Origin of the sequence: Nocardioides okcheonensis (assembly GCF_020991065.1) — a bacterium.
Lineage (GTDB): Bacteria > Actinomycetota > Actinomycetes > Propionibacteriales > Nocardioidaceae > Nocardioides > Nocardioides okcheonensis.
The window spans coordinates 2,347,956-2,371,840 of record NZ_CP087710.1; the positions used below are offsets into that span (position 1 = coordinate 2,347,956).

23 protein-coding genes are annotated in these 23,885 nt (G+C 74.8%); 11 read left to right on the plus strand and 12 right to left on the minus strand.

What is annotated here, in order from left to right; translation table 11 throughout:
* The first annotated feature begins 38 nt into the window (after positions 1-38).
* Entirely contained in the window at positions 39-359 is a 321-nt protein-coding gene (locus LN652_RS11410; protein WP_230440751.1) for a hypothetical protein, read from the plus strand.
* Between the two features lie 1,022 nt (positions 360-1,381).
* On the opposite strand, the gene LN652_RS11415 is transcribed toward LN652_RS11410, so the two are convergent.
* The 7 genes from LN652_RS11415 to LN652_RS11445 all read right to left on the minus strand — a co-directional run bounded on the left by LN652_RS11415 (position 1,382) and on the right by LN652_RS11445 (position 10,769).
* Positions 1,382-2,674: an MFS transporter gene (locus LN652_RS11415; RefSeq protein WP_230440752.1), complete on the minus strand. Its 1,293-nt coding sequence runs from the start codon at positions 2,672-2,674 to the stop codon at positions 1,382-1,384.
* 50 nt (positions 2,675-2,724) lie between these two features.
* Positions 2,725-3,480 (minus strand): sucrase ferredoxin, encoded by a 756-nt coding sequence (locus LN652_RS11420; RefSeq protein ID WP_230440753.1) that lies wholly within the window; start codon positions 3,478-3,480, stop codon positions 2,725-2,727.
* A 227-nt stretch (positions 3,481-3,707) separates the two neighbouring features.
* Positions 3,708-3,971, minus strand: a complete 264-nt coding sequence (locus tag LN652_RS11425; RefSeq protein ID WP_329958493.1) for a response regulator transcription factor — start codon at positions 3,969-3,971, stop codon at positions 3,708-3,710.
* A 1,195-nt stretch (positions 3,972-5,166) separates the two neighbouring features.
* Entirely contained in the window at positions 5,167-6,654 is a 1,488-nt protein-coding gene (locus LN652_RS11430; RefSeq protein ID WP_230440754.1) for an ATP-binding protein, read from the minus strand.
* A gap of 418 nt (positions 6,655-7,072) precedes the next feature.
* Positions 7,073-8,248, minus strand: a complete 1,176-nt coding sequence (gene hutI / locus LN652_RS11435; protein ID WP_230440755.1) for an imidazolonepropionase — start codon at positions 8,246-8,248, stop codon at positions 7,073-7,075.
* The gene (locus tag LN652_RS11440) at positions 8,245-9,549 is read right to left on the minus strand and encodes a formimidoylglutamate deiminase (RefSeq protein WP_230440756.1); all 1,305 of its coding nucleotides are present in this window, start codon (positions 9,547-9,549) and stop codon (positions 8,245-8,247) included. Before LN652_RS11440 ends, hutI begins: the two co-directional genes overlap by 4 nt.
* Entirely contained in the window at positions 9,546-10,769 is a 1,224-nt protein-coding gene (locus tag LN652_RS11445) for an allantoate amidohydrolase (protein ID WP_230440757.1), read from the minus strand. Before LN652_RS11445 ends, LN652_RS11440 begins: the two co-directional genes overlap by 4 nt.
* 146 nt (positions 10,770-10,915) lie before the next feature.
* Here LN652_RS11445 and LN652_RS11450 point away from each other — a divergent pair, with 146 nt between their 5' ends.
* The gene (locus LN652_RS11450; RefSeq protein WP_230440758.1) at positions 10,916-11,512 is read left to right on the plus strand and encodes a nitroreductase family protein; all 597 of its coding nucleotides are present in this window, start codon (positions 10,916-10,918) and stop codon (positions 11,510-11,512) included.
* On the opposite strand, the gene LN652_RS11455 is transcribed toward LN652_RS11450, so the two are convergent.
* The 3 genes from LN652_RS11455 to LN652_RS11465 all read right to left on the minus strand — a co-directional run bounded on the left by LN652_RS11455 (position 11,459) and on the right by LN652_RS11465 (position 14,281).
* A complete protein-coding gene (locus LN652_RS11455; protein WP_230440759.1) occupies positions 11,459-12,313 on the minus strand; it encodes a serine/threonine-protein kinase in 855 nt (284 codons plus the stop codon). The two genes, LN652_RS11450 and LN652_RS11455, sit on opposite strands and share 54 nt — an antisense overlap.
* Complete coding sequence (locus LN652_RS11460) at positions 12,310-14,052, minus strand: ABC transporter ATP-binding protein (protein ID WP_230440760.1); 1,743 nt, start codon at positions 14,050-14,052, stop codon at positions 12,310-12,312. The genes LN652_RS11455 and LN652_RS11460 overlap by 4 nt, the downstream gene beginning before the upstream one ends.
* A gap of 91 nt (positions 14,053-14,143) precedes the next feature.
* Positions 14,144-14,281 (minus strand): hypothetical protein, encoded by a 138-nt coding sequence (locus LN652_RS11465; RefSeq protein ID WP_230440761.1) that lies wholly within the window; start codon positions 14,279-14,281, stop codon positions 14,144-14,146.
* A 131-nt stretch (positions 14,282-14,412) separates the two neighbouring features.
* Here LN652_RS11465 and LN652_RS11470 point away from each other — a divergent pair, with 131 nt between their 5' ends.
* Both LN652_RS11470 and LN652_RS11475 read left to right on the plus strand, forming a co-directional pair.
* Positions 14,413-15,759, plus strand: a complete 1,347-nt coding sequence (locus LN652_RS11470) for a M20/M25/M40 family metallo-hydrolase (protein WP_230440762.1) — start codon at positions 14,413-14,415, stop codon at positions 15,757-15,759.
* Positions 15,756-17,222 carry an MFS transporter gene (locus LN652_RS11475; RefSeq protein ID WP_230440763.1) on the plus strand — a complete coding sequence of 489 codons (1,467 nt, stop codon included), beginning with the start codon at positions 15,756-15,758 and terminating at the stop codon, positions 17,220-17,222. Before LN652_RS11470 ends, LN652_RS11475 begins: the two co-directional genes overlap by 4 nt.
* 78 nt (positions 17,223-17,300) lie before the next feature.
* Here LN652_RS11475 and LN652_RS11480 read toward each other — a convergent pair whose 3' ends face one another.
* On the minus strand, positions 17,301-17,555 hold the full coding sequence (locus LN652_RS11480) for a PspC domain-containing protein (RefSeq protein ID WP_230440764.1): 255 nt from the start codon (positions 17,553-17,555) through the stop codon (positions 17,301-17,303).
* 148 nt (positions 17,556-17,703) lie between these two features.
* Here LN652_RS11480 and LN652_RS11485 point away from each other — a divergent pair, with 148 nt between their 5' ends.
* Positions 17,704-18,276: a DnaJ family domain-containing protein gene (locus LN652_RS11485; protein ID WP_230440765.1), complete on the plus strand. Its 573-nt coding sequence runs from the start codon at positions 17,704-17,706 to the stop codon at positions 18,274-18,276.
* A 3-nt stretch (positions 18,277-18,279) separates the two neighbouring features.
* Here LN652_RS11485 and LN652_RS11490 read toward each other — a convergent pair whose 3' ends face one another.
* The gene (locus LN652_RS11490) at positions 18,280-18,834 is read right to left on the minus strand and encodes a DinB family protein (protein ID WP_230440766.1); all 555 of its coding nucleotides are present in this window, start codon (positions 18,832-18,834) and stop codon (positions 18,280-18,282) included.
* Positions 18,835-19,053: 219 nt separating this feature from the next.
* Here LN652_RS11490 and LN652_RS11495 point away from each other — a divergent pair, with 219 nt between their 5' ends.
* The 6 genes from LN652_RS11495 to LN652_RS11520 all read left to right on the plus strand — a co-directional run bounded on the left by LN652_RS11495 (position 19,054) and on the right by LN652_RS11520 (position 23,806).
* The gene (locus LN652_RS11495) at positions 19,054-20,133 is read left to right on the plus strand and encodes an HpcH/HpaI aldolase/citrate lyase family protein (protein WP_230440767.1); all 1,080 of its coding nucleotides are present in this window, start codon (positions 19,054-19,056) and stop codon (positions 20,131-20,133) included.
* 1 nt (position 20,134) lies between these two features.
* Positions 20,135-21,001, plus strand: a complete 867-nt coding sequence (locus tag LN652_RS11500) for an HpcH/HpaI aldolase/citrate lyase family protein (RefSeq protein ID WP_230440768.1) — start codon at positions 20,135-20,137, stop codon at positions 20,999-21,001.
* 85 nt (positions 21,002-21,086) lie between these two features.
* Positions 21,087-21,410, plus strand: coding sequence for a hypothetical protein (locus LN652_RS11505; protein ID WP_230440769.1), 324 nt, complete (start codon positions 21,087-21,089; stop codon positions 21,408-21,410).
* Between the two features lies 1 nt (position 21,411).
* A complete protein-coding gene (locus LN652_RS11510; RefSeq protein WP_230440770.1) occupies positions 21,412-22,326 on the plus strand; it encodes a hypothetical protein in 915 nt (304 codons plus the stop codon).
* On the plus strand, positions 22,323-22,832 hold the full coding sequence (locus LN652_RS11515) for a hypothetical protein (RefSeq protein ID WP_230440771.1): 510 nt from the start codon (positions 22,323-22,325) through the stop codon (positions 22,830-22,832). Before LN652_RS11510 ends, LN652_RS11515 begins: the two co-directional genes overlap by 4 nt.
* Positions 22,832-23,806: a hypothetical protein gene (locus LN652_RS11520; RefSeq protein WP_230440772.1), complete on the plus strand. Its 975-nt coding sequence runs from the start codon at positions 22,832-22,834 to the stop codon at positions 23,804-23,806. The genes LN652_RS11515 and LN652_RS11520 overlap by 1 nt, the downstream gene beginning before the upstream one ends.
* Positions 23,807-23,885: the final 79 nt, after the last annotated feature.

The window sequence follows — 23,885 nt, forward strand, 5'->3', positions numbered from 1 at the left end:
CCTGGTTTCGACCCCGTCCACCGGGGCATGAGACCGCCATGAGGCCGATCGCGATCAACCAGCGGGCGCTGCGGGCCGCCCGGGAGGAGCTCTCCTCCGCGAGGGAGGACCTCCGTGCCGCGCTCGGCGACGTCCAGCACCCCGCCGACGACTTCCCCCAGCGGGACCTGCTCGTCGAGGGCGTGCGCAGCCTGGTCGAGGACGCCGAGCAGGTCGCCCGGAAGTGCCGGACCCTCGCGGCCGCGATCGACGACTCGGTGCTCGACTTCGACGAGCTCGACGTGATGGTCGGCCAGGCGGCGACCTTCGCCGCCCAGCTCGACCAGGTCGGCGGGCACGACGTGGTGGGACCGCGATGACCCGCGTGCAGGCCGACCGGCTCGAGGCGGTCGAGGACGGGCTCGCGTTCGGCGACCCGATCGGCTGCGGCTACCACTGGACCGAGCCCGACGAGGTCGACGCCTACGGCGACTCCGTGCGACGGCTCGCCTCGAGGGTGGAGCTCGCGGTCGACGCGTTCGAGCGCACGGCCGGGCTGTCGGAGGAGGTGTTCGCGGGCGAGGCCGCCGACACGCTGCGCCACCGTGCGGGCAAGCGCCACGAGGAGTCCGCGCTGGTGCGCGACAACCTGCGCGGCCTCGGACGCGCCGTCAACGCCTACTCCGACGCGCTGCGCCGCCACCGCGACGGCCTGGAGCAGCTGCGCACGTACGCGGTCGGGCGGGGCCTCGACGTGCGGGGAGCCACGATCTGGCCCCCGGTGGAGACCCTGCCGGGTGACGCCACCCAGAAGCAGGCCGACGCCTGGGAGGCGGACTGGAAGTCCTACCAGGCCTGCTTCGAGGCGAGGATCGAGCTGCGCGACGCCCGCCGCGCCGGCACCCGAGACCTGGTCCGGGCGCTCGCGGAGTTCGCCGACGTCCACCCCGACGAGGACCGCGCCACCCTCGTCGCGGCCAACGCCCAGCAGGTCGAGTTCGGCGAGCTGCGCCGCGCCGCCGCCGAGGAGGCGCTCGAGGCCGTGCAGGCGGGCGACGCGGCGGAGGCCGCGCGCCACACCGTCGAGGTGCTCAGGCGTCGCGAGCAGGGCGCCCTCGGCACCCTCGAGGAGCTCGTCACCGCCGACCGTCCGCCGGAGGAGGTCAACGCGCAGGCCGAGAAGGTCGCCGCGCTGCACCGCGAGCTCGCGCAGGCGCGCGCCGAGGCCAGCGAGGCCGCGGCCACGCTGACCGCGAGCAGGCGGAGGCCAATCGGGCCGCGCGGTCGCTCGCGGCCGCCGAGGACGGCCGTCCGCGCCTCGTCGCAGAGCCCGCCGTGGGTGAGGTCCGGCCGGGCGACCTGCGCGACCGGCTCGGCTGAGCGAGGCCGGCCCGGGGTCCGGCTAGGACGGCTCCGCGGCGGCTGCCCGCCGCGCCCGCTCGGCGACGGCGTGCGGGTCGGTGCGCGCGTCGTAGGACCAGAAGTCGCGCAACGCGGCGGCGGTGAGCAGCACCCCGCCGACGCAGGCCACGCCGCCGCTGACGACCGCGCCCCGGACCGACCAGGCGTCGGCCACGAACCCGGCGCGCGTCGCCCCGGCCATCGGGCCGACGGAGTAGGACAGCATCTCGATGCCCGCCAGCCGCCCGCGCATGGTGTCGGGGATGGTCTGGTTCCACACGGTCGCGCGGAAGACCCCGGAGACCATGTCGGCGGCGCCCGCGAGCGCCAGGAACACGCACGCCAGCCAGAACGACGGCATCAGCCCGGCGAGCGCGATCATCGCGCCGTAGGCGCTGGCCGCCACCACGATCGCGCGGCCGTGGTGGTGCACCCGGCCGACCCAGCCGCTCAGTCCGGTGGCGACCATCGCGCCGACCGTCTCGGCCGAGTAGAGCAGCCCCAGCAGCTCGGGCCGTGAGAACACCTCCTCGGCGAGGGCCGGGAACAGCACGACCGGGATCGCGAGCACCATCGCCGCGATGTCGACGACGTACGTCCCGAGCAGGTCGCGGCGACGCAGCGCGTAGGTCAACCCCTCCCCGATGCCGCGCAGGCTCGGCGGCGTGGTCTCGCCGTCGTGCGGGTGGGGTCGCATCGCGGCGAAGAGCAGCGACGCGACGACGTAGCCGACCATGGCCGCGAGGAAGCACCAGCCCGCGCCGGCGTAGGCGACGAGCAGGCCGCCGAGGAGCGGGCCCAGCAGGACGCCGAGCTGCATCGCGAAGCTGCTGAGGGCATTGGCTGCGGCGATCTGGTCGTGGCGCACGGTGCGGGGCTCGAGGGCCTCGCGCGACGGGCGCTGCAGCGAGCTGGTCGCGGCGTAGAGCCCGGCGAGCACGAAGACCAGCCATACCTGCGGGTCGGGCAGGAAGGCGTTCCAGGCGAACACGCCCATCAGCCCCACCTGCGCGACGCCCGACCAGACCAGCAGCCGCCGGCGGTCGACGTGGTCGGCGAGCGCGCCGCCGTAGAGACCGAACACGACGAGCGGTCCCAGCTCGACGAGGCCGACCAGGCCGACGAGGAGGTTGGACCCGGTGAGGTCGTAGATCGTGAACGGCACGGCGACGTAGGCGACCATGCTGCCGAGGTAGAACACGCTTCCGGCGGTGAACAGCAGCCGGAAGTCGCGGGAGTCGCGCAGCGGCGAGGTGTCCATCCGCAGGGCACGCAGGCGTTCTCTCCAGCTCACGACGGGCCAGTCTCGCACCCGGTCCGTGCGGCGCGCACCGGGTTTCGGGCTCAGTCGTCCGCGACCTCGTAGCGGGTGGTGCCCTTGACCTTGTCGTCACCGCACGACTGCCGGCGGACCGGTCCCGGCACGGCCACCAGCGCGGCGTCGGGGTCGCCGCCGGCCAGCCGGTGCAGCTCGCGGGCCTGCTCGATCCCGGGGCGTCCGGCGCGTCCGCGGGTCCACTCCAGCGGGACGTCGCCGCGGACCACGGACTCGCAGGCCGCGAGCGCGTCCGCGGTCGACAGCCGGCCGAGGGTGAGCCCGCTGGGGAGGGCGAGCAGGGTGGCGGAGAAGCGGTGGCCGCCGAGGTGGGTCGTCTCCCAGGTGCCGTCGGGCCAGCGGTCGGCGAGCAGGGCGGCGACCGGGCGGCCGAGCTCGGCGCAGCAGCGGTCGCGCTTGCCGTTGGTGCAGACCAGCCAGAGCGGGCCGTCGTGGGCCGGGAGGGCGTCGAGGTCGAGGTCGACGAGGTCCTCGGGACGCCCGACGACGGTGCCGCGGACGAGGAAGCCGTCGGGGGTGGCGGTGGCGCGGTAGACGTGGGTGCCGGGACCGGCGCCCCCGTCGGGCCGGCGCAGGAGGAGCACCAACAGGTCGAGGGACGCGAGGTGGGTGCGTACGACGTCGGGGAGCCGGTTGTCGGCCACGGCGTCGCGTCCCCACGGCCCGGGCGCCTCGACCAGCAGGACGTCGCGGTCGGTGGGGGCGGTGCCGGCCATCGGCTCGCCGTCGGTCAGGCTCGCGAGCGCGCACCGGAAGTCAGTCACGCGCGCCAGTCTCCCCGACGGCCTGCCGGCGCGCGCCGTCGTACCCCCGCGGTGGCGGTCGCTGTCCACACCCACCCCCGGGGTCGCCGTCCACACCCACCCCCGGTAGTCCGCTGCGATCGGCCGGTCGCGGGGCGTTCGGGACCGGCCGATCGCAGCGGACTACCTCGGGGCGGGGCGCTGGGCTGTGGATCCGCGACGCCGGACGGCCGGGCCGGCGGCGTGGCTCAGAGCAGGCCGCGGCGGCGGGCGACGGCGGCGGCCTCGGTGCGGGACGCGGCGTCGAGCTTGGCGAGGATGTTCGAGACGTGCACCGACACCGTCTTGGTGCTGATGAACAGCTGCTTGCCGATCTCGCCGTTGCTGCGGCCCTCGGCGACCAGCGCGAGGATCTCGGTCTCGCGCGGGGTGAGGGACGCCGCGTCCGCGGTCGCGGGCGCGGGCGCCGACCCGAGCGCGGTGAGCTCGTCGAGCATCGGGCGGGCCCGCATCGCCTGGGCGGCCGCGCGGCGAGGTCGCCGACCGTACGGGCGCCCGCCGTGTCGCCCGTGGCGCGCAGCACCCCGGAGAGCCGGACCCGGACCTGCGCGAGCTCGGGCACGCTGCCGTAGGCGACGGCCGCCTCCTCGGCCGCCCGCCAGGCGGCGACCAGCTCGTCGGCCGACGGCGGGTCGACCTGCGCCAGCCACCGCCACCGCAGGTGCTCGGCGCTGCGGCGGGCGACCCACATCCGGTACTCCGGGCCACGGCTGGCCTCGTAGCGGGCGTAGAAGTCCATCACCCGGCCGCCGTCGGAGACCAGCCGCTCGACCGCCGCCCGGTCGGCGGCCCGCTCGTCGGCCGAGCGGTGCACGGCGGCGCTCGCGAAGCAGCCGACGACCAGCGTCGCGAGGCGCAGCCGCGCCTGGAACCACTCGTGCCACAGCGGCACGACGCTGGCCACGACGTCGTCGTAGGTGGCGAGCGCCGCCCCGGGGTCGCCCGCTGCCGCCGCCTGGAGGATCTCGGCCGAGCCGGCCGTGATCGCGGTGAGGCCGTCGGAGCCCCAGTGGTCGCGCAGGCGCGCGAGCGCGTTGTCGCTGTGGGGCCTCGCGCGCAGGCCGTACTGGATCAGCACCTGCTGGGCGAAGTAGAGCCACTCGTAGACGACCGGCGGGTGCTGGCCGCTGACGTCGAGCAGCCGCCACGCGTCGCTCAGCCGGCCGCGGTGGGTCAGCGCGACGGCCATCATCAGCCGCGCCTCGGCCGGGAACGGCGACCACGCCAGGCCGCCGACCTCGCTGCGGTCGAGCAGCTCGCGGTAGACGTCGCAGGCGCCGTCGAGGTCGCCGCGGTCGTGGAGGAGCCGGCCGAGGAAGTAGAGGGCGCGCAGCTCCGGCTCGAGGAGGCCGGCCGCCCGCGCCCGCTCGGCCGCGGCCCGCCAGCCGGCCCCCGCGTCGGCACCACCGGCCGGGTCGAGCCCGGCGAGGGTGGTGTGGAGCTCGACGGCCAGGCTGGTCAGGTCGTTGCGCTCGGCGAGCTCGAGGGCCTCGAGCGCCGCGGTGCGGGCCTCGTCGGCGTGCCAGTTGCCGAGGGTCTCGGCGTGGACGAACAGGGCGCGGGCGAGCAGCTTGGGCGGCCCGTCGCGGAGCAGCTCGACGGCCTCGGCCGCGACGTCGCCGGGCGACTCGGTCGTGTCGGTGAGCATCAGGGCGGAGGCGAGCGCGGTGAGCAGCTGGCCGCGGTCGACGGGCGCGACCCCGGCGGGCAGCGTCGCGAGCCGCGCCCGCAGCACCTTGACCGCCTTCGGCACCCGGCCGGAGGCGACCAGCGCCTCGGCGCAGCGGCGGACCAGGGCGAGTGAGTCGAGGTCGGCGGGCGGGGTGCGGGAGGTGTCGACGAGCTCGAGGGCATCGAGGAAGTGGGTGGCTGCCTCGGCCGGCCGCCGACCGCCATCGCCTCCTCCCCGCCTCGATCGGCGCGCGGATCGCGACCGGGCGGGTCGTCGGCGCGGCGGGCGTGCTGGGCGAGCTCGGCGGCGGTGCCGCGCGCGCGGCCCTCGCCGAGCGCGGCGACGAAGTCTGCGTGCAGCCGCGCCCGCTCGCCGGGCAGCAGGTCGTCGTAGACCGCCTCGCCGAGCAGCGCGTGGCGGAAGGCGTAGGTGCCGCCGCGGGAGGCGACCAGCACGTTGGCCTCGACGGCCGAGCGGAGCGCCCCCTCGAGCTCGGCGGTGGGCAGGTCGGAGACGGCGGCGAGGAGGTCGTGGCTGACCTGGCGGCCGGCGACCGACACGATCCGCACGACCTGGCGGGTGGTGTCGTCGAGCCGGTCGAGGTGGACCAGCAGCACGTCGGCGAGCTCGCCCGGCACCGACCCCGACCAGGCGGCGCCGACGAGCTCCTCGACGAAGAACGGGTTGCCCTCGGCGCGGTCGACGATGGAGACGTACTCCGCCTCGGAGAACGTGCCGGGGCGCAGCGCCCGGACCAGCTCGCGCACGTCGTCGTCGGGGAGCGGCTCGAGGGCCAGCCGGTCGACCCCGCGAAGCCGCATCCACTCCGCGGCCTGGCGGCGCAGCGGGTGGCGGCGGTGGAGGTCGTCGGAGCGGTAGGACACGACGAGCGCGACGCCGGGCACCGGCCGGGAGAAGAGGAAGCTGAGCATGTCGCGCGTCGACTCGTCGGCCCAGTGGGCGTCCTCGACGACGACGAGCACCGGCGCCTGCTCGGCGAGCGCCGCGAGGAGGTCGCTGACCGCGTCGTAGACGTTGCCGCGGTCGAGGGCCTGGTCGCCCGACGCGGTCTCGCTGCTGCGGACCCGGCGGCCGGGCTGGAGCCGCGCGAGGGTGGGGTGCTGGTCGAGGACGCGGGAGGCCACCGCGGGCTCGTCGGCCATCACCCGGCCGAGGATCTCGGAGAAGGGGAGGTAGGGCAGGGAGCTGTCGGCGAGGTCGAGGCAGTGGCCCGCGACGACCTGCCAGCCGGCGTCGAGGGCGGCGTCGCGCAGCGACATCAGCACGCGGGTCTTGCCGACCCCCGCCTCGCCGGCCACGAGCATCGCGCGGACGGTGGGGTCACCCCCGGACGCACGGATGCCGAGCTGGGCACTCAGCTGCTCCAGCTCGGCATCGCGTCCGATCAGGTCGGTGGTCCGCAGCGCCGGCACGCACGACATTGTGTCGTGCAGGTCCGACATCTGCGGCTCGACGGCGCTGCGGGTCACTTCGTCGTCGGGTCGCTCGCCCGGACCCGGGTCCAGCGGCGCACGCCGTAGTCCTTGCGGATCCTGTCCTGTCGGTAGGCGATCTCGGCACCCAGGAAGCTGTCGGTGGTGAACATGGCCTTCTCCTCTGCTCCACGGTCCTGGCTGGACCGTGGGAAGAGAGTCCGTCGGTGAGGTAGGCCGCGACATCGGGCGGGTGCCCTATCCGCGAGCGCCCGGCTACCTCAGATGCGCGCGTCGAGGGCGTACGGCACCGGTCTGAGGTAGCGCCCGCCCGTCTCCACAGCCTCGCCGGGTAGTCCGCTGCGTTCGGCCGGTCGACGGGCCCCGAACACCGGCCGACCGCAGCGGACTACTGGGGGAGGGGGCGGGAGGCTGTGGACAGGCCGGGTCAGCGGGAGACGACGGGGCGGCCGGACTGCCACACCCCGGCCACGAGCGGGACGCCCGGGCGGTAGGCGAGGTGGACGTACGACGGCGCGTCGAGCAGGACGAGGTCGGCGACCTTGCCGGGGGCGAGCACGCCGACGTCGTCGCGGTCGAGGGCGGCGGCACCCGTGGCGGTGGCGGCGTGCAGCGCCTCGGCCGGGCTCATCCGCATCTCCCGGACCGCGAGCGCGATGCAGAGCGCCATCGAGGAGGTGAAGCAGGAGCCCGGGTTGCAGTCGCTGGCGAGCGCGACGCGGACGCCGGCGTCGAGGAGCCCGCGCGCGTCGGGGTAGGGCTGGCGGGTGGAGAACTCGACGCCCGGCAGCAGGGTCGCGACGGTGCCGCTGTCGGCGAGGGCGGCCACGTCGGCGTCGGCGAGGAAGGTGCAGTGGTCGACCGCGACCAGGCCGAGCTCGCAGGCCAGCCGCACCCCGCCGCCGTACGTCAGCTGGTTGGCGTGGAGCCGTCCGCGCAGGCCGCTGCCGGACCCCGCGGCGAGGATGGTGCGTGCCTGGTCGACGTCGAAGGCGCCGTCCTCGCAGAACACGTCGATCCACCGGGCGTGCGGCGCGGCGGCGGCGAGCATGGGGCCGGTGACCAGCTCGACGTAGTCCTCGGGCGTCGTCCCGGCGGGCACCACGTGGGCGCCGAGGAAGGTGGTCTCGTCGGTGAACTGGCTCGCGACCGCGAGGCTCCGCGCCTCGTCGTGGACCGACAACCCGTAGCCGCTCTTGATCTCCACCGTCGTCGTGCCCTGGGCCCGCATCTCCGCGACCAGCCGCGCGACTGCTGCGGTGAGCTGCTCGTCCGTCGCGGCCCGGGTGCGGGCGACGGTGGTGCGGATGCCGCCGGCCGAGTAGGGCTCGCCGGTCATCCGGGCCTCGAACTCCGCCGAGCGGTCGCCGGCGAAGACGAGGTGGCTGTGGGAGTCGACGAAGCCGGGGACGACCGCGCGCCCGCCCGCGTCGACCTGCACGTCGGCCGCGGGCGCCTGCGCGGCCGGGCCGACCCACGCCACGCGCCCGCCCTCGAGCACGACCGCGGCGTCGCGGACCAGCCCGAGCAGACCACCCTCCTCGGCGCGGGCCTGGTCGTTGGTGGCCAGCTCGGCGATGTTCGTGATGACCGTCGTCGTCATGCCCAGATCCTCTCGATGACCTCGTCGAGCTCGCGCCCGATCGCGGCGCGGTCGCCGTCCTCGACGACCCAGCGGCCGTCGACCATCACCCGGCGCACGTCCTCGGCGACGGCGGCGAAGACGACGGTGTTCTCGTCGCGGCCGGTGCCGGCCGTGCGCGGCGTCGCCGGGTCGAGCACGACGAGGTCGGCGCGCTGCCCGACCGCGATCGCACCCGCGTCGTCCCAGCCCAGGGAGGCGTGCCCGTCGACGGTCGCGGCGGCGAGCAGCTCGCCCGCGGTCCAGTGGCCGCGCCGCTGGGTGGCCAGCCGCTCGTCGAGCTCGACCGCGCGCATCTCCTCGAAGAGGTCGACGACCGCGTGGCTGTCGGAGCCCAGCGTGAGCCGGGCGCCGGCGTCGTGGAGCGCCCGCGAGGGCCCGATGCCGTCACCGAGGTCGCGCTCGGTCGTCGGGCAGAACGAGGCGTACGCCCCGGCGCGCCCGATCAGCGCGACGTCGTCGTCGGTGAGGTGGGTGGCGTGCACCAGCGACGTGGTGGACCGCAGCAGCCCGTGGTCGTCGAGCAGCCGCGCGGGCGTCACGCCGTACGCCGCGCGGCACCCGTCGTTCTCGGCGACCTGCTCGGAGAGGTGGACGTGGAAGGGCCGCTCACCGACCCGGTCCGCCACGGCTCCCAGGTCGTCCGCGGGCACGGCCCGCACGGAGTGGACGGCTGCCCCGACGCGCGCGTGCGGTCCCGGGACGAGTGCGCCCGCCCGGGCGGTCCACGCGTCGACCGACCCGTCGCTGTAGCGGACCTGTGCACCCTCGGGCGGCGCGCCGAAGCCGGAGGAGAGGTAGAGCGTGTCGAGCAGGGTGACCCGGATCCCGGCCTCGCGCGCGGCGTGGACGAGCGCGTGACCCATCTCGTTGGGGTCGGCGTAGGGCGTGCCGTCGGGCTGGTGGTGCAGGTAGTGGAACTCCCCGACGCACGTGATCCCGGCCGCCGCCATCTCGCGGTAGGTGGCCCGCGCGAGCGCGACGTACGTCTCCGGGTCGAGCGGGGCCGCGACGGCGTACATCTGGTCGCGCCAGGTCCAGAAGCTGCCGCGCCCGCGCTGGGTGCGACCGCGCAGCGCGCGGTGGAAGGCGTGGCTGTGGGTGTTGGCCAGGCCGGGCACCACCAGCCCGCGCACCGGCACCGCGCGCGGCGGGTCGCTGTCGGGCACCACGGAGGTGAAGCGGCCGTCCTCGACCTCGACCAGCACGTCGTCGCGGACCGCGCCGTCGACCCACGCGCGCTCCAGGAGGTACGCCGTCATGCGAGCAACCCGGGGCCCGCCAGCTCGGCCAGCACGTCGGCGAGCGCGTCGACGCCGGCCAGGCAGTCGGCGGTCTCGGCGTGCTCGTCGGGCGAGTGCGAGACGCCGGTCGGGTTGCGGACGAAGACCATCGCGGTCGGGATGCCGGCGTCGGACAGGATGCCGGCGTCGTGACCGGCCTGGGTCGCGATGACGGGCCAGCCGTGGAGGCCGGCGAGACGCCCGGCCAGGTCGGGGTCGAAGGCGACCGAGCCCGACACCGACTCCGCGGTCACCGTCAGGGCGGTGCCGTCGCGCCCGGCGCGGTCCTCGGCCTGGCGCGCGATGGCGGCGACCAGCTCGGCGAGGGCGTCGTCGGAGGACGCGCGGGCGTCGAGCCAGGCGGTGACGAGGGACGGCACGGCGTTGGTGCCGTTGGGCTCGACCGCGACCCGGCCGAAGGTCGCGCGCTGCGCGGAGAGGCGGGCCTGCTTGTTGGCCGCCAGCGCGGTCATCGCGTAGGTCAGCATCGGGTCGTGCCGGTCCTCCATCCGGGTCGTCCCGGCGTGGTTGGCCTGGCCGGCGAAGTCGAAGCGCCAGCGTCCGTGCGGCCAGATCTCGCTGGCGAGGCCGACGGCGACGTCCCGGTCGACGAGGTCGCGGCCCTGCTCGACGTGCAGCTCGACGAAGGTGCCGACCCGGTCCAGGGAGAGCAGCCCGGCGGACGGGTCGAGCCCGGACGCGGCGACCGCGTCGGCGAGGAACACCCCGTCCCGGTCGCGCAGCTCGCGCGCCTGGTCCCACGTGGTGGCGCCGGTGACGAGCCGCGAGCCGAGGCAGGCCCGGCCGAACCGTGAGCCCTCCTCCTCGACGAAGACGCCGAGGCCGAGCGGGCGCGCCGGTGCGAACCCTCGGTCGCGCAGCGCGTCGACCGCGGCCAGGGCCGAGGCGACGCCCAGCGGGCCGTCGTACGCGCCGCCGTCGAGGACCGAGTCGAGGTGCGAGCCGGTGAGCACCCCGGGCGCACCGGTGCCGTCGGCCGGCTCCCACCAGGCGACCTGGTTGCCGATCCCGTCGGTCTCGACGGTGAGCCCGCGCGCAGCGCACTCCGCCTCGAACCACGCCCGCAGCTCACCCTCCGCGGAGGTCCACGGCTGACGGAAGTAGCCGCCCGACGCCCCGGACCGGCCCACGGGCGCGAGGTCGCGCCACATCTCCTCGAAACCCCGGGTGCTCGGCATGCGACCAGTCCACCGGTCGCGCCGGGGCCGGTCAACGAGCACCCCCGGCAAGTCGTCTCGGATCCCAGACCGCCGACCCGGCGCGAGCTCCCTCGACGCACCGACGACTCGGCGCGAACTCCCTGCCGACTCGGCATGATCGGGGCATGGAGTTCCGCGAGGTCGTCCGCCGGCGCCGGATGGTGCGTCGCTACACCGACGAGCCGGTCGACCCGGTCGTCGTCGACCGGATGCTGGCGCACGCCCAGCGCGCACCCAACGCCGGCTTCACCCAGGGCTGGGCGTTCCTGGTGCTGGACACCCCGGACGACGTCGCGCTGTTCTGGGAGTCGACCGGCGCGGACCCGGACCGGCACAACGACTGGCTCGACGGGATGCGCACCGCTCCGGTGGTGATCGTGCCGCTGGCGTCGAAGGCGGCCTACCTCGAGCGCTACGCCGAGCCCGACAAGGGCTGGACCGACCGCGACGAGGCGCGCTGGCCGGTGCCGTACTGGTTCGTCGACACCGGCATGGCCGCCCTGCTCGTCCTGCAGACCGCGGTCGACGAGGGCCTCGGCGCCTGCTTCTTCGGGATCCCCGCCGAGCACCTCACGTCGTTCCGCGCGGCGTTCGGCGTTCCCGAGGACCACGCGCCGGTCGGTGCGGTCACCGTCGGCCACCGGGTCGCGGACACCGCGACGACGGGCTCACCGGCGAGGCGCGAGCGGCGCGAGGACGTCGTCCACCGGGGTCGCTGGTGAGCGCAGCGGCTCCAGGGCCGACCGCACCTCGGCGAGCAGCGGCCGCCCCGCCGGATCGACGCTGACGCAGGCGGCCAGCAGCGCGCGGACCTCCTCGGGCAGGTCGTCGAGGCCCTCCGGTGCGCGCGGCATCCGGCGGTGGACCAGCGGCCACCGGCGGCGGCTCTCCCAGGTGGCCTCGTCGCCGTACGGCGCGGTGCGGGCGAGCGCCTCGATCAGCGTCATCCCGAGCCCCCACACGTCCGTGGCCGCCGACAGGCCGCGGCCGGTGGCCTGCTCGGGCGCGAGGTAGCCGCGCGTCCCCGCACCCGGGCGTCCCGCGCCGGGACGGCCGGCGAGGCTGAGGTCGATGAGGACGGCCTTGCCGTGGTCGACGACGACGTTGTCCGGCTTGAGGTCGAGGTGCAGCCAGTCGTGGCGGTGGAGGTAGCCGAGGACCGAGGCCAGCTGGCAGCCGAGCTCGGCGACGTCGGCCAGCCCGAGCGGCTCCTCGTCGACCAGCGCGGCGAGGGTCGCTCCGCGCAGGGTCTCGAGCACGACGGCCGGCGGGTCGTCGTGCACGTCGTAGCCGCGCACGAGGTGCGGATGGGCGAGGGTCGTGGCGAGGTGCCCCTCGAGCAGGACCGCCTGCCGCACGCGCGGCTCGTGGCGCCGCTCGGCCCGCAGCAGCTTGACCACGCAGCGGGTGCCGCGGGCCTCGTCGAAGGCGTCCCACGTCTCGAGCCGTCGGCCGTCGGCGAGCAGCGCGAGCGGTCGGTAGCCCGGCGGGAGGTCGCCGGAGGGCGTACGCCTGCGGGTCACGCCGGAACCTCCAGCAGCGTGCGGTCGAGCCGCACGACGCGGTCGACGTGCTCGAGCACGAGCGGGTCGTGGGTGAGGACGAGGATCGTCCGGTCCCGCGGACCGGTCGTCAACGCCTCCATCAGCCGCCGCGCGGCATCGGCGTCGAGCCCGGTCGTCGGCTCGTCGAGCACGAGCACCCGGCCCGGCCGCAGCAGCGCCCGCGCGACCGCGAGCCGCTGCCGCTGGCCGCCGGACAGGCTGCGCCCGCGTTGGCCGATGCGGGTGTCGTAGCCGTGCGGCAGGGCCTCCACGAAGTCGTGCGCCCCCGCGTCGCGGGCGGCGGCGCGCACCTCGGCGCGCGTGGCGTCGGGGCGCCCGAGCGCCAGGTTGTCGTGCACCGACGCGTCGAGCATCAGCTGCTCCTGGTGGACGACGGTCACCACGTCGCGCACCGACGCGGCGGTGCGCTTGGCGACGTCGTGGCCGTCGATCGCGACGACGCCCGAGTCGGCCACGAGCTGGCGCGACAGCAACCGTCCGAGGGTGGACTTGCCGGACCCGCTCGGCCCGACGACCGCGACGACCTCCCCGGCGGCGACCTCGAGCGAGAGCCGGTCGAGCGCCGGCCGCGACGTGCCGGGATAGGCGTACGTCGCCTCCCGCACGGAGAGCGCACCCGGCCCGCGCGGCAGCGGGGTGGCGTCGGCGCGGTCGCCGCCCGCGGGCTCGTCGAGGAGCTCCACGACCCGCTCGACGCCGGCGCTCGCGGAGTAGAGGTCGGGCAGCAGGTCGGCGAGCGTGCGGACGGGGCCGAAGCACTGCATGAGGAGGGCCAGGAAGGCGAGCAGGCCACCGAGGGTGAGGCGGTCCGTGGTGAGCGACCAGACACCGAGCCCGACGACGACGAGGACGCCGAGCAGCTCGGCGAGGTCGACGAGCGGCAGGAAGAGCGCCCGGATCCGGCTGGCAGCGAGCTCCGCGCCGGCGATCGCGCGGCTGTGCCCGTCGTAGGCGGCGACGGCACGGTCCTCGCGGCCGTAGGACTGCACGAGCGCGGCGTTGCCGAGCGCCTCCTCGGTGACGCTGCCGAGCGAGCCGCCGCGCCGGCGGCGCTCGCGGGAGACGTCCCGGGTGAGCCGGGCGAAGCGGGTCGAGGCCCACCAGAAGAGCGGCGCCACCACGAGCGAGGCGAGCGCGAGCTGCCAGTCCATCCACAGGAGCGCGCCGACCAGCACGACCAGGCGGACCAGGGCGCCGACGCCCTCGCTGACCTGGCTCACCATGAACCGCTCGACCGCGGCGACGTCGGTGGTCAGCCGGGTGAGGGTGTCACCCAGGCGACGACGGTCCTGGGTGGTCGACGGCAGGGAGAGCACGTGCGCGAAGACGTCGCGGCGCAGGTCGACGAGGAAGCGCTGCGAGACGTACGTCGCGAGGTAGTCGTCGGCGCCCGAGACGACGCCGCTCGCGAGGTTGAGCCCGACGTAGAGCAGGGCCAGGACGAGCAGCGGCTCGAACGCCGCGGGGACGAGCACGTCGTCGACGAGGCGCTGGTAGAGCATCGCCTCCGCGACGGAGATGACGGGAGCGGCCGCCAGGAGGAGCAGCCCGACGACCAGCCAGCCGCGCAGGGGGCGCAGCCGCGGCCAGAACCGGCGGCCGATGTCGACGAGCCGCAGGGAGGCGGCGACGTCGACGAGCGCCGACTGCTCGGGGGCCGCGCGCAGGGCTCCGTCGAGACGGCTGCGGAGGGACATCGGGCACTCCCGGGGGGGTCGGCGGAGGGGCGGGACGGGAGGACGGGCGGGCGGCCGGGGGAGGCCGCCCACCCGTCGTGGTGGGGCGCAGTCAGTTCGTGCGCGAGCGCGACCGGCTGCGGTTGCGGCGACGACGGCGGCGACGCCGGCGCCCGTCGTCGCTGGAGGAGCTGCCTCGACGAGCCTGGACGGCCGGCGCGAGGGCGGTGAGGATTCCGGAGCGGGCCATGACGGCCTCCTTCGGTTTCGGTACCCGGGACTTCCCGGCTGACGAGGACGACTCTGGTCGCGGCGCATGACGCCTCCATGAGTTCCCGGTGAGAGCGCCCTCATCGATCCCCGGGGCACTACGGTCACCCCATGACCGACCGCGTGGTGTCCGCCCTGCAGGCGCTCGTCCGGATCCCGACGGTCTCCGACCGCGACCCCGCGCGCGTCGACACCGACGCCTTCGACCGGCTGCTGGTCGAGCTCGCCGCGCAGTTCCCGCTGCTGCACGGGCGGCTGGAGCTGACCCGCGTCGGCACCCACGGGCTGCTGTTCCGCTGGGCCGGCGCCAGCGACGTACGCCCGGTGGTGCTGATGGCCCACCTCGACGTCGTGCCGGTCGACCCCGAGGCGCCGTGGCGCCACGACCCGTTCGGCGGCGAGGTCCACGACTCCGACGGCGGCCCGGCGGTCTGGGGCCGCGGCACCCTCGACGACAAGGGCTGCGTCGCCGCGATCTGCGACGCCGTCGAGACGCTCCTCGAGGCCGGGCACGTGCCGGCGCAGGACGTCTGGCTGTCCTTCGGCTGCGACGAGGAGGTCAGCGGCACGGCGGCGGTCGAGGCCGTCGAGGTGCTCCGCGGCCGCGGGGTCACGCCCTGGCTGGTGCTCGACGAGGGCGGAGCGATCGCCGGCGGCGCGTTCCCCGGCGTGAAGGCCCCGCTGGGCGTCATCGGCGTCACCGAGAAGGGCACCACCTCCCTCGAGCTGGTCGCCGAGGGCCGCGGTGGCCACGCCTCCACCCCTGCCCGCAACGGCCCGACCGCGCGGCTCGCCCGGGCGATCCTCAACGTCGAGAGGTCACCGTTCCCGGCCAGCGCGCCGGCCCCGACGCTGGAGCTGATGAGGCGGCTCGCTCCCCACCTGCCGCTCCCCCTGCGCCCGGTCCTCGGCCCCCTGCTGGGACGCGCCGACCGGCTCGGACCCGTGGTGACGCGGGCGCTGCTGGCCGCCGGGCCGGAGGCCGCCGCGATGACCCGCACGACGGTCGCGACGACCACGCTGAGCGGCTCCCCCGCGCTCAACGTGATCGCCTCGACCGCCCGGGCGGGCCTCAACATCCGGGTCATGGTCGGCGACACCGTCGCGGGCGTCGTCGAGCACGTCCGGCGCGCGGTCGCCGACGACTCGATCCGCATCGACGTGGTCGAGTCGGGCGAGGCGTCGCCGATCTCGCCCATGGACGAGCCGTTCGAGCTGCTCGAGGCCTGCATCGGCGAGGTGTTCCCCGAGGCGGTCGCGACGCCGTACGTGATGATGGCGGCCACCGACTCGCGGCACTTCACCGCGATCAGCGAGCACGTCTACCGCTTCGCCCCCTTCCGGATGACCAGGGCCCAGCGCCAGGCGATCCACTCCTACGACGAGCACATCGGCATCGCCGACCTCGTCGACGGCGCCCGGTGGTACGGCCTGCTGATCGAGAGGCTCCCCGCATGAGCACCGCGACCCCCAGCGCCCCGACGGCCGTGAAGGGCCTCGCCGCGATCGTCGGCTTCCTGGTGATGGTCGAGCTCGCCAGCGGCATCCTGCAGGGCTACTACACGCCGATCTACCCGCAGATCGCCGAGCACCTGTCGATCCACGAGGGCGACATCAACTGGTTCGAGGCGGCGCAGCTCATCGTCAGCGCGCTCTGCATCCCGCTCCTGGCGCGGCTCGGCGACCTGGTCGGGCACAAGAAGGTGCTGCTGGTCTCGACCGCCGTGACCGCCCTCGGGTCGTGGTGGCTGGCCTTCGCGCCCGGCTTCACCTCGTTCCTGCTGGGCTGGGCGATCCAGGGCGCCTACGTCGTGTGGCTGCCGCTGGAGATCGCGATCATCCACCGCCGCACCCGTGACTCGGGTCGCCAGGAGCTGCTGACCCGGCGCGGCGCGGCGGTCCTCGTCGGCTCGCTCGAGCTCGCGGTGATCATCGGTGCCCTGTCCAGCGGCCTGCTGGTCGACGCGCTCGACATGAACGTCCTGCTCGCACTCCCGGCCGTCGTCGTCACGGCCGTCTTCTTCGTCATCCTCGTCGGCATCGAGCAGGCACCGGGCGAGGACTCCGGCGGCATCGACTGGGCCGGCCTGGCGCTGGTCACCGTCGCGCTCGGCGTGCTGATGGGCGGGCTCGTCTGGCTCCGCCTCGACGGGCCCGGCTCGCTGCGCGGCTGGCTCACCATCGTCGTCGCGGTCGGTGCCTTCGCGGTGTTCTGGCGCTTCGAGCAGCGCCACCCCGAGCCGATCGTCGACGTGCGACTGCTGTCCAGCCCCGCACAGTGGCCGGTGCAGGTCACCGCGTTCCTGTTCGGCATCCCGGTCCTCGGCGGGCAGATCCCGCTGTCGACCTACGCGCAGGCCGACCCCGCCGAGCGCGGCTACGGCCTCGGCGCCGAGCCGGCCTTCATCTCCACGCTGATCGGGCTCTACGTCGTCACGCTGGCGATCGGCGCCTTCACGCTGCCGCTCACGACGCGGCTGCTCGGCGGCGTACGTCGCGCGCTCGTCGTGGCCTGCGTCCTGGTGGGCGTCGGCTACCTGCTCTGGATCCCGTTCCACGACGAGACCTGGCAGGCGCTGCTCAACATGGGCGTCGCGGGCCTCGGCTCGGGTGCACTGGTCGCCGCGCTCCCCGCCGCGGCAGCCGCCGCCGCACCGCCGGAGCGCACCGGCATCGCGACCGGCATGACCAACGGCACCAAGACCGTCGGCGGCGCCATCGCCTCGGCGATCTTCGCGATCGCGCTGACCGCCACCGGCTCGCTGGACGCGACGGCCGAGAAGGTCGCCCCGCTCAGCGGCTACCTCACGGTCTGGGCCGTCTGCTCGGGCGCGGCGTTCCTCGCCGCGCTCGCGCTCCTCGCCGCGCCGAAGCACGCCTTCAGCGACGCGCCGGCGGCTCCTTCAGCGATCCCCGGCTGACCGGGGATCGCTGAACTTGTCAGGGCATGCACGGCCTGACAAGTTCAGCGAGAGCCTGACCGAACGCCCGGCACCGGGTCATCGGGCGCCGAAGGAGGCGCGGGCGGTCGCGGCCTCGACGCTGTCCTCCGACGGCATCAGGAACCACAGCAGCGGGTAGACGAGGATCTGGCTGCCGGGGACCAGGAACAGCGTGAGGACGAACAGCGCGCGGGTCACCCACGGCGTGAGCCCGAGGCGGCGGCCGACCCCGGCGCAGACGCCGCCGATGATCGCGCGGTCGGTCGAGCGGACGAGGCCCTGGCGGGCGAGGGAGGTGCGGATCGTTTCCATGACTCCAGCGTGCGCCGCCCGGGCGCCGCGGACCATCGGGATCGACCCCGGTCCGACCCCGGTCCGGCCCCGGCCGTCGGCGTCGACGTCCGGAGCGGGCCCCGGGGTGGGCCCGGGCGCCTAGGCTGGGGGCACCGGAGGTGATCCCATGTCAGACCTGGAGCCGACCCCCGAGGACCGTGGGGTGGAGCCCGTACGCCGCGGGGCCGAGCGCGACGACCGCACCGGTCGCTCGGCCGCGGCAGCCCGCATCCAGCACCAGGCCAGCTGGGTCGACCAGCAGGTGCGGCTGGCGATGGAGCGCGGCGAGTTCGACGACCTGCCCGGCCAGGGCAAGCCGATCGAGGACCTCGGCGTCGAGCACGACCCCGACTGGTGGCTGAAGAAGCTCGTCGAGCGGGAGAACATCGCCCTGCTGCCGCCGGCGATCGCGCTGCGCAAGGAGGACGCCGAGCTCGACGCCCGGCTGGACAGGATCACCCTCGAGCGCGAGGTGCGCCGCGAGCTCGACGACTTCAACCGGAGGATCGTCGAGACCCGGCGCCAGCTCGAGGGCGGTCCGCCCGTGGTCACCGCGCTGCGCGACGTCGAGGCCGAGGTGGCCGCGTGGCACGAGCGACGTGAAGCCCGCGTCGAGGCGCAGCGCGCGGCCGCACGGGCTGCGGCGACCGAGCAGGCAGCCGACCGGCCGTCGTGGTGGCGCCGGCGTCGGGGGCGCTGAGGATCAGCCCATCGCCTTGCGGCCGTCGATCGTCTCGCGGACGAGGTCGGCGTGGCCCGCGTGCTGCGCGGTCTCGCCGATCAGGTGGGCCAGCACCTGCCGGGCCGACATCGCCGCGCCCGGCTCGTTCCACGGCGCCGGCGCGAGCTCGTGGCTGACGCCGAGGTCGTCGAGCCCGCGCACCAGCGCCTCGGTCTCCTGCGCGCACGCGGCGTAGTCGTCGAGCAGCCCGGCGAGGGTCTGGTCCTCGCGCAGCACGAACTCGTCCCGCCGGCGCAGCACCCACTCCGGGATCGACGACGGGTCTGACCAGTCGAGCGACTCCCAGTCGATGGTGTAGTCGGCGTCGTCGGACCCGGCCCCGTGCTCGACGAACCGCATCCACTGCCGCTCGGTCGCGGTCACGTGCTTGACCAGCCCGCCGATGCTCAGCGTGCTGACCGTCGGCGTCGCGCGTGCCTGCTCGTCGCTCAGTCCCTCGGCGCTGCCGCGCAGGAAGGCCCGACGGTCGGCGAGGGTGGCCAGCAGGTTGTCGCGCTCCGGGTCGGTGCCGGTCATGGTGCCTCCCTGTGGTGGACGTGTCGTGGTGTCCCCCGAGCATGGCCGTGACCACCGACAACGGGAAGGGGCCGGGACCTCGCACCCGGACCTCGTGCTGTGCACCCGAGATCTCGGGTGCACAGCACGAGAGTCCCCGGATATCCGGGGACTCCAGGAGGAGCGACGGCGAGACATGCGTCATATCCGCGCGTGGCTACGCGGCGGTAGTTTGCGCGCATGACGCGTACCGCCAAGGACTTCTTCGCCCCGCTCGCCGTCGGGGCGCCCGCGCCGCTGCGGGAGATCCCGGCCCGCCCGAGCCGCGCGATCCACTTCTTCGACCCGGGCAACGAGAAGATGGCGGCGAAGGTGCCGGCCATGGTCGGCACGGTCGACGTGCTGCTCGGCAACCTCGAGGACGCGGTCAAGGCCGAGAACAAGGAGAAGTCCCGGCAGGGCCTGGTCGACATCGCCCGCAGCACCGACTTCGGTCCCACCCAGCTGTGGACCCGCGTCAACTCCCTCGACAGCCCGTGGGGCCTCGACGACCTGGTCACCCTCGTGACCGAGATCGGCGACAAGCTCGACGTCATCATGGTGCCGAAGGTGCAGGGCGCCGAGGACATCCACTACGTCGACCGGCTGCTCGCCCAGCTCGAGGCGAAGGCGGGCCTCGAGCGCCCGATCCTCGTCCACGCGATCCTCGAGACCGCCCGCGGCGTGGCCAACATCGAGGAGATCTGCGCGGCCAGCCCGCGCATGCAGGGCCTGTCCCTCGGCCCGGCCGACCTCGCCGCGGACCGCCGGATGAAGACCACCCGCGTCGGCGGCGGCCACCCCGGCTACCTGGTCCGCCAGGACGCGCCGCGCGTCGACGGCGCGACGCAGTACGACGCCGAGCGCACGACGTACCAGCAGGACCTGTGGCACTACACGATCGCGCGGATGGTCGACGCGTGCGCGATGCACGGGATCTACCCCTACTACGGGCCGTTCGGGGACATCAAGGACACCGTCGCCTGCGAGGACCAGTTCCGCAACGCGTTCCTGCTCGGCTGCGTCGGCGCCTGGTCGCTGCACCCGGCCCAGATCGCCATCGCGAACCGGGTCTTCTCCCCCAGCGTCGAGGACGTCGCCCACGCCCGCCGCGTGATCGCCGCGATGGGCGACGGGACCGGCGCGGTCATGATCGACGGGAAGATGGAGGACGACGCCTCGGTCAAGCAGTGCCAGGTGATGGTGCGGCTCGCCGACGAGCTCGCCGCGATCGACCCAGAGCTGAAGAAGCAGTACGACGCCATCGAGCTGGGGGCCTGAGATGAGCGACTTCACCCCCCTCCGCTCCGTCCTCTACATGCCCGCCTCCAACGAGCGGGCGCTGGAGAAGGCGAAGTCGATCGCCTGCGACGGCCTGATCCTCGACCTCGAGGACGCGGTCGCCCCCGACGCCAAGCCGGCCGCCCGCGAGGCTGCGGCGACCGCGGCGGCCAGCGGCGACTACGGCCGTCGCACGGTCACCGTCCGCGTCAACGGCATCGGCACCGAGTGGCACGACGCCGACATCGTCGCCGCCAGCCAGGCCGGACCGGCCGCGATCGTGGTCCCGAAGGTCGGCAGCGCCGACGAGGTGCACCGGCTCGTGGACGCGATGGAGCGCGCCGGCGCCCCCGACCACACCCGCCTGTGGGCGATGGTCGAGACGCCCGGCGCGATCCTCGACGCGCTCGCGATCGCGCGGTCCTCCGAGCGGCTCGGCGCGTTCGTCCTCGGCACCAACGACCTCGTCAAGGAGCTCTACGCCGAGCACGTCCCGGGCCGGGCGCCGATCCTGCCCAGCCTGCACACCGCGCTCCTCGCCGGCAGGGCCGCCGGCCTCGCGGTCATCGACGGCGTCTACAACGACGTCAAGGACGCGGAGGGCTTCCTCGCCGAGTGCGAGCAGGGCCGCCAGATGGGCTTCGACGGCAAGACCCTCATCCACCCCGGACAGGTCGAGGGCGCCAACACCGCCTTCGCCCCGAGCGAGCAGGCCGTCGAGGGCGCCCGCGGCCTGATCGCTGCCTGGGAGGCCGGGAAGGGCGCCGGTGTGGTGACCTACCACGGCAAGATGGTGGAGAACCTCCACGTCGAGTCGGCCCGGCGCACCCTCGACATCCACGAGGCGATCCGGGCGCTCGGCTCCTGACCACGGGCGACCCGGCGTTTGCGGTGCGCCCCACCGGGTAGGGAGGGGGCACACCGCACACGCGACGACGAGGGGGAGACGAGGCATGGGCGAGGCACTGGGGGTCGAGGTCGGACGGGTGTGGCGCGCCGGCGCCAAGCGGATGCCGGAGGTGGCCGACACGCTCGCCGGCGCCCGGGGCGGCGTCGAGAGCTCGCTCAGCGGACTGCTGTCGAGGTCCTCGGGCGTCGGGGTGGACGTCAGCGGCCGGTTCGAGGACCTGCGCGGCAGCATCCGCAGGGCGCTGCGCGACTCCGAGGACGCGATCCGCGACTGCGGCACCGCGCTCGTCTGGGCGGCCGAGGACTACCAGCTCACCGACCAGGCGGCGCGCGACGCGTACGAGCGCGAGAAGGCGCGGGTGGACTGACGTGACCACGCCACAGGAGCTCGCCACCCTCCAGGACCAGCTGATGGCCCGCTACGACTCCGGGTCGTGGGGCTCCGGCTTCCCCGAGGACCCGTCGCAGTTCGGCTCGTGCTTCGACGACTTCACCGACGTGCCCGACCCTGCCGACTTCGGCGACTACACGACCGCCCTGCTGGAGACGCTGAAGAAGCTCGCCCCGGGCGGGTTCGACACCAGCACCAGCGACGACTCGGGCCAGCCGGTGACCGCCAACGGCAACTCCGTCCTCGACATGGTCTCGACCGCCGGCATCGAGCTCGACGACTGGACCGGGCAGGCGGCCGACGGGTTCTTCACCTGGTCGCAGAGCTGGAAGACCGGCATCAGCAACCAGTTCGCCGCGGTCAGCGTGCTGCGCCAGCTGCTGCACGCAGAGGCCGCGATCTGGACCGCCGCGCTCGACGACCTCAAGAACCTCGGCGAGGCCGCCTACGAGGCGCTCGAGGCGGCGGACGACGAGTTCGACACCGGCGCCGGCGACATCACCACCACGCTCAAGGTCGTCGGTGCCGTCGTGGCCGTGGCCGCGGCGGTCCCGACCGCCGGCGCCTCGTTGTCCATCCTCACCGCCGTCGGCGCCGGGGTGACCGTCGCGAGCACCGGCATGGACCTCTACGCCGGTGCCCGGACCGACTCGCAGAAGTTCGCCACCTGCTGCCCGCGCGACGTCCTCGCCGACCTGATGGACGGCGTCTCCAAGGTCCGGACCGCCGTCCGCGACGCCGAGGAGAAGATCGCCGAGCAGCTCGACACCAACAACGGCGTCATCGACGGCGCCTGGTCGGAGTTCTGCCAGCCGCCGCCCACGCTCACGTCCGTGCACCGCGACCACATGGGCGCCTACGAGGGCCTCGGCACGTGGGGAGGCGAGGCGTGAGCCGCCACGAGCTGTTCCGACGGAGCTGGAACGACGTCGTGGTGCGGGCCACCTCACCCAACGGCTGCGTCCACCTCACCCTGCAGGGCGACCGCGACGTCCGGCTCACCTGCGACGACACGTGGTTCCACCGCAGCACCCTCACCGACTTCACCGACCAGCTCACCCGGACCTTCCGGCTCGCGCTCGTGCAGCGCACGCAGACCTACAACCGCCACCGCGAGATGGTGACCGGTCACGTGGTGACCCCGATCGACGGCAGTCGCAACCCCCACCTCCAGACGTTCGTCGACCGGCGCGACTCGCTCCTCGTGGAGGGCGGCTCCGCCGACGGACGGGTGTCGATCACCGCGGTCGGGCTGCGTCGCTTCGTGGTCACCGTCGACCCCGACCTGTGGGCCGCCCGCGACCGCGGCGCGGTGGAGCGTGGGCTCGAGGAAGCCGGCAACGCGCTGCTGCGCGACCAGTTCGCGAAGATGTACGAGCTCAAGCAGGCCGGACACTGATGGCCCGGACGGCGCCGGACCGACGCACGCACGCCCTGCCGGCCGCGGCGGTCGCGGTCCTCCTGCTCGGCGCGCTGACGGCGTGCGGCGACGGCGCGTCGAGCCTCGAGCCCGGCGAGTCCGCCGCCGGACCGGGTGGCGTGACGGGGACGGCCGTCGAGGTGCGGGTGCCGAGCGGCACCATCACCGTGACCGTCGGGGCGCCCGTCGAGCAGATCACCTCCGGGTCCCGCGAGCTCACCGCACCGGACGGCGGCGCGCTGGTGCCGGTCTCGTGGTCGCTCGAGCGCTACCAGACCTCCGGCGTGACCGGCTTCGACGCGGAGACCGAGCTCGCGGTCCTCGTCGGCGACGACGCGACGCCGCTGACGACGATCACCGACGCCGCCACGCCGGCGACCGACAGCCGGGTGGTGGCGATCGACGGGACGGCCGCGGTCGACGGCGTCTCGGCGACCTACGACGGCCTGGAGCAGGTGCTCGGCCTCGACGGCAGCCGCGACGCCGGGGGCGCCGAGGAGCTCTACGCACCGGCGGCCGACGGCGAGCCGCAGGACTGCTCGCAGGGCTGGGAGGCCTCGCCCGGCGCCGACCTCGACCTGACCTGCACCGTGCGTGCCTGGACCCTGCCGTACCTCCCCGGGGTGGGATGGTCCGACGAGGGCTCGACCCACGTCGTGGTCGCGCCCGACCTCACGCTCTCCACCGTCACGGACCCCGCGGGTGCGGACTACCGCGCGTCGTTCGCCGAGGGCACGGCGCGGGTCGCGGGTGCGGACGTCGAGGGGGCGCCGTTCGAGGAGGGCCTCGGCGGCGCCGGGTCGTTCTCGGTCCGCCTCGAGGCGACCGACGTCGACCTCCCGGTCACGTGGGACGTGGAGGCCGGGTTCGACCTGCGCAGCCGGGTCGGCCGGGGACCGCTCGACGGCCGCCGGGTGGTGCTCAGCGGAGGCGGGACCGTCGCGGGAGGCTGAGCGACGCGCGCGGCGATGGCCCACCCCCAGGAGTGGGCCGGACTTTCCAAGCGGGCGCCGTCGGAGCACAGTGGTCCGG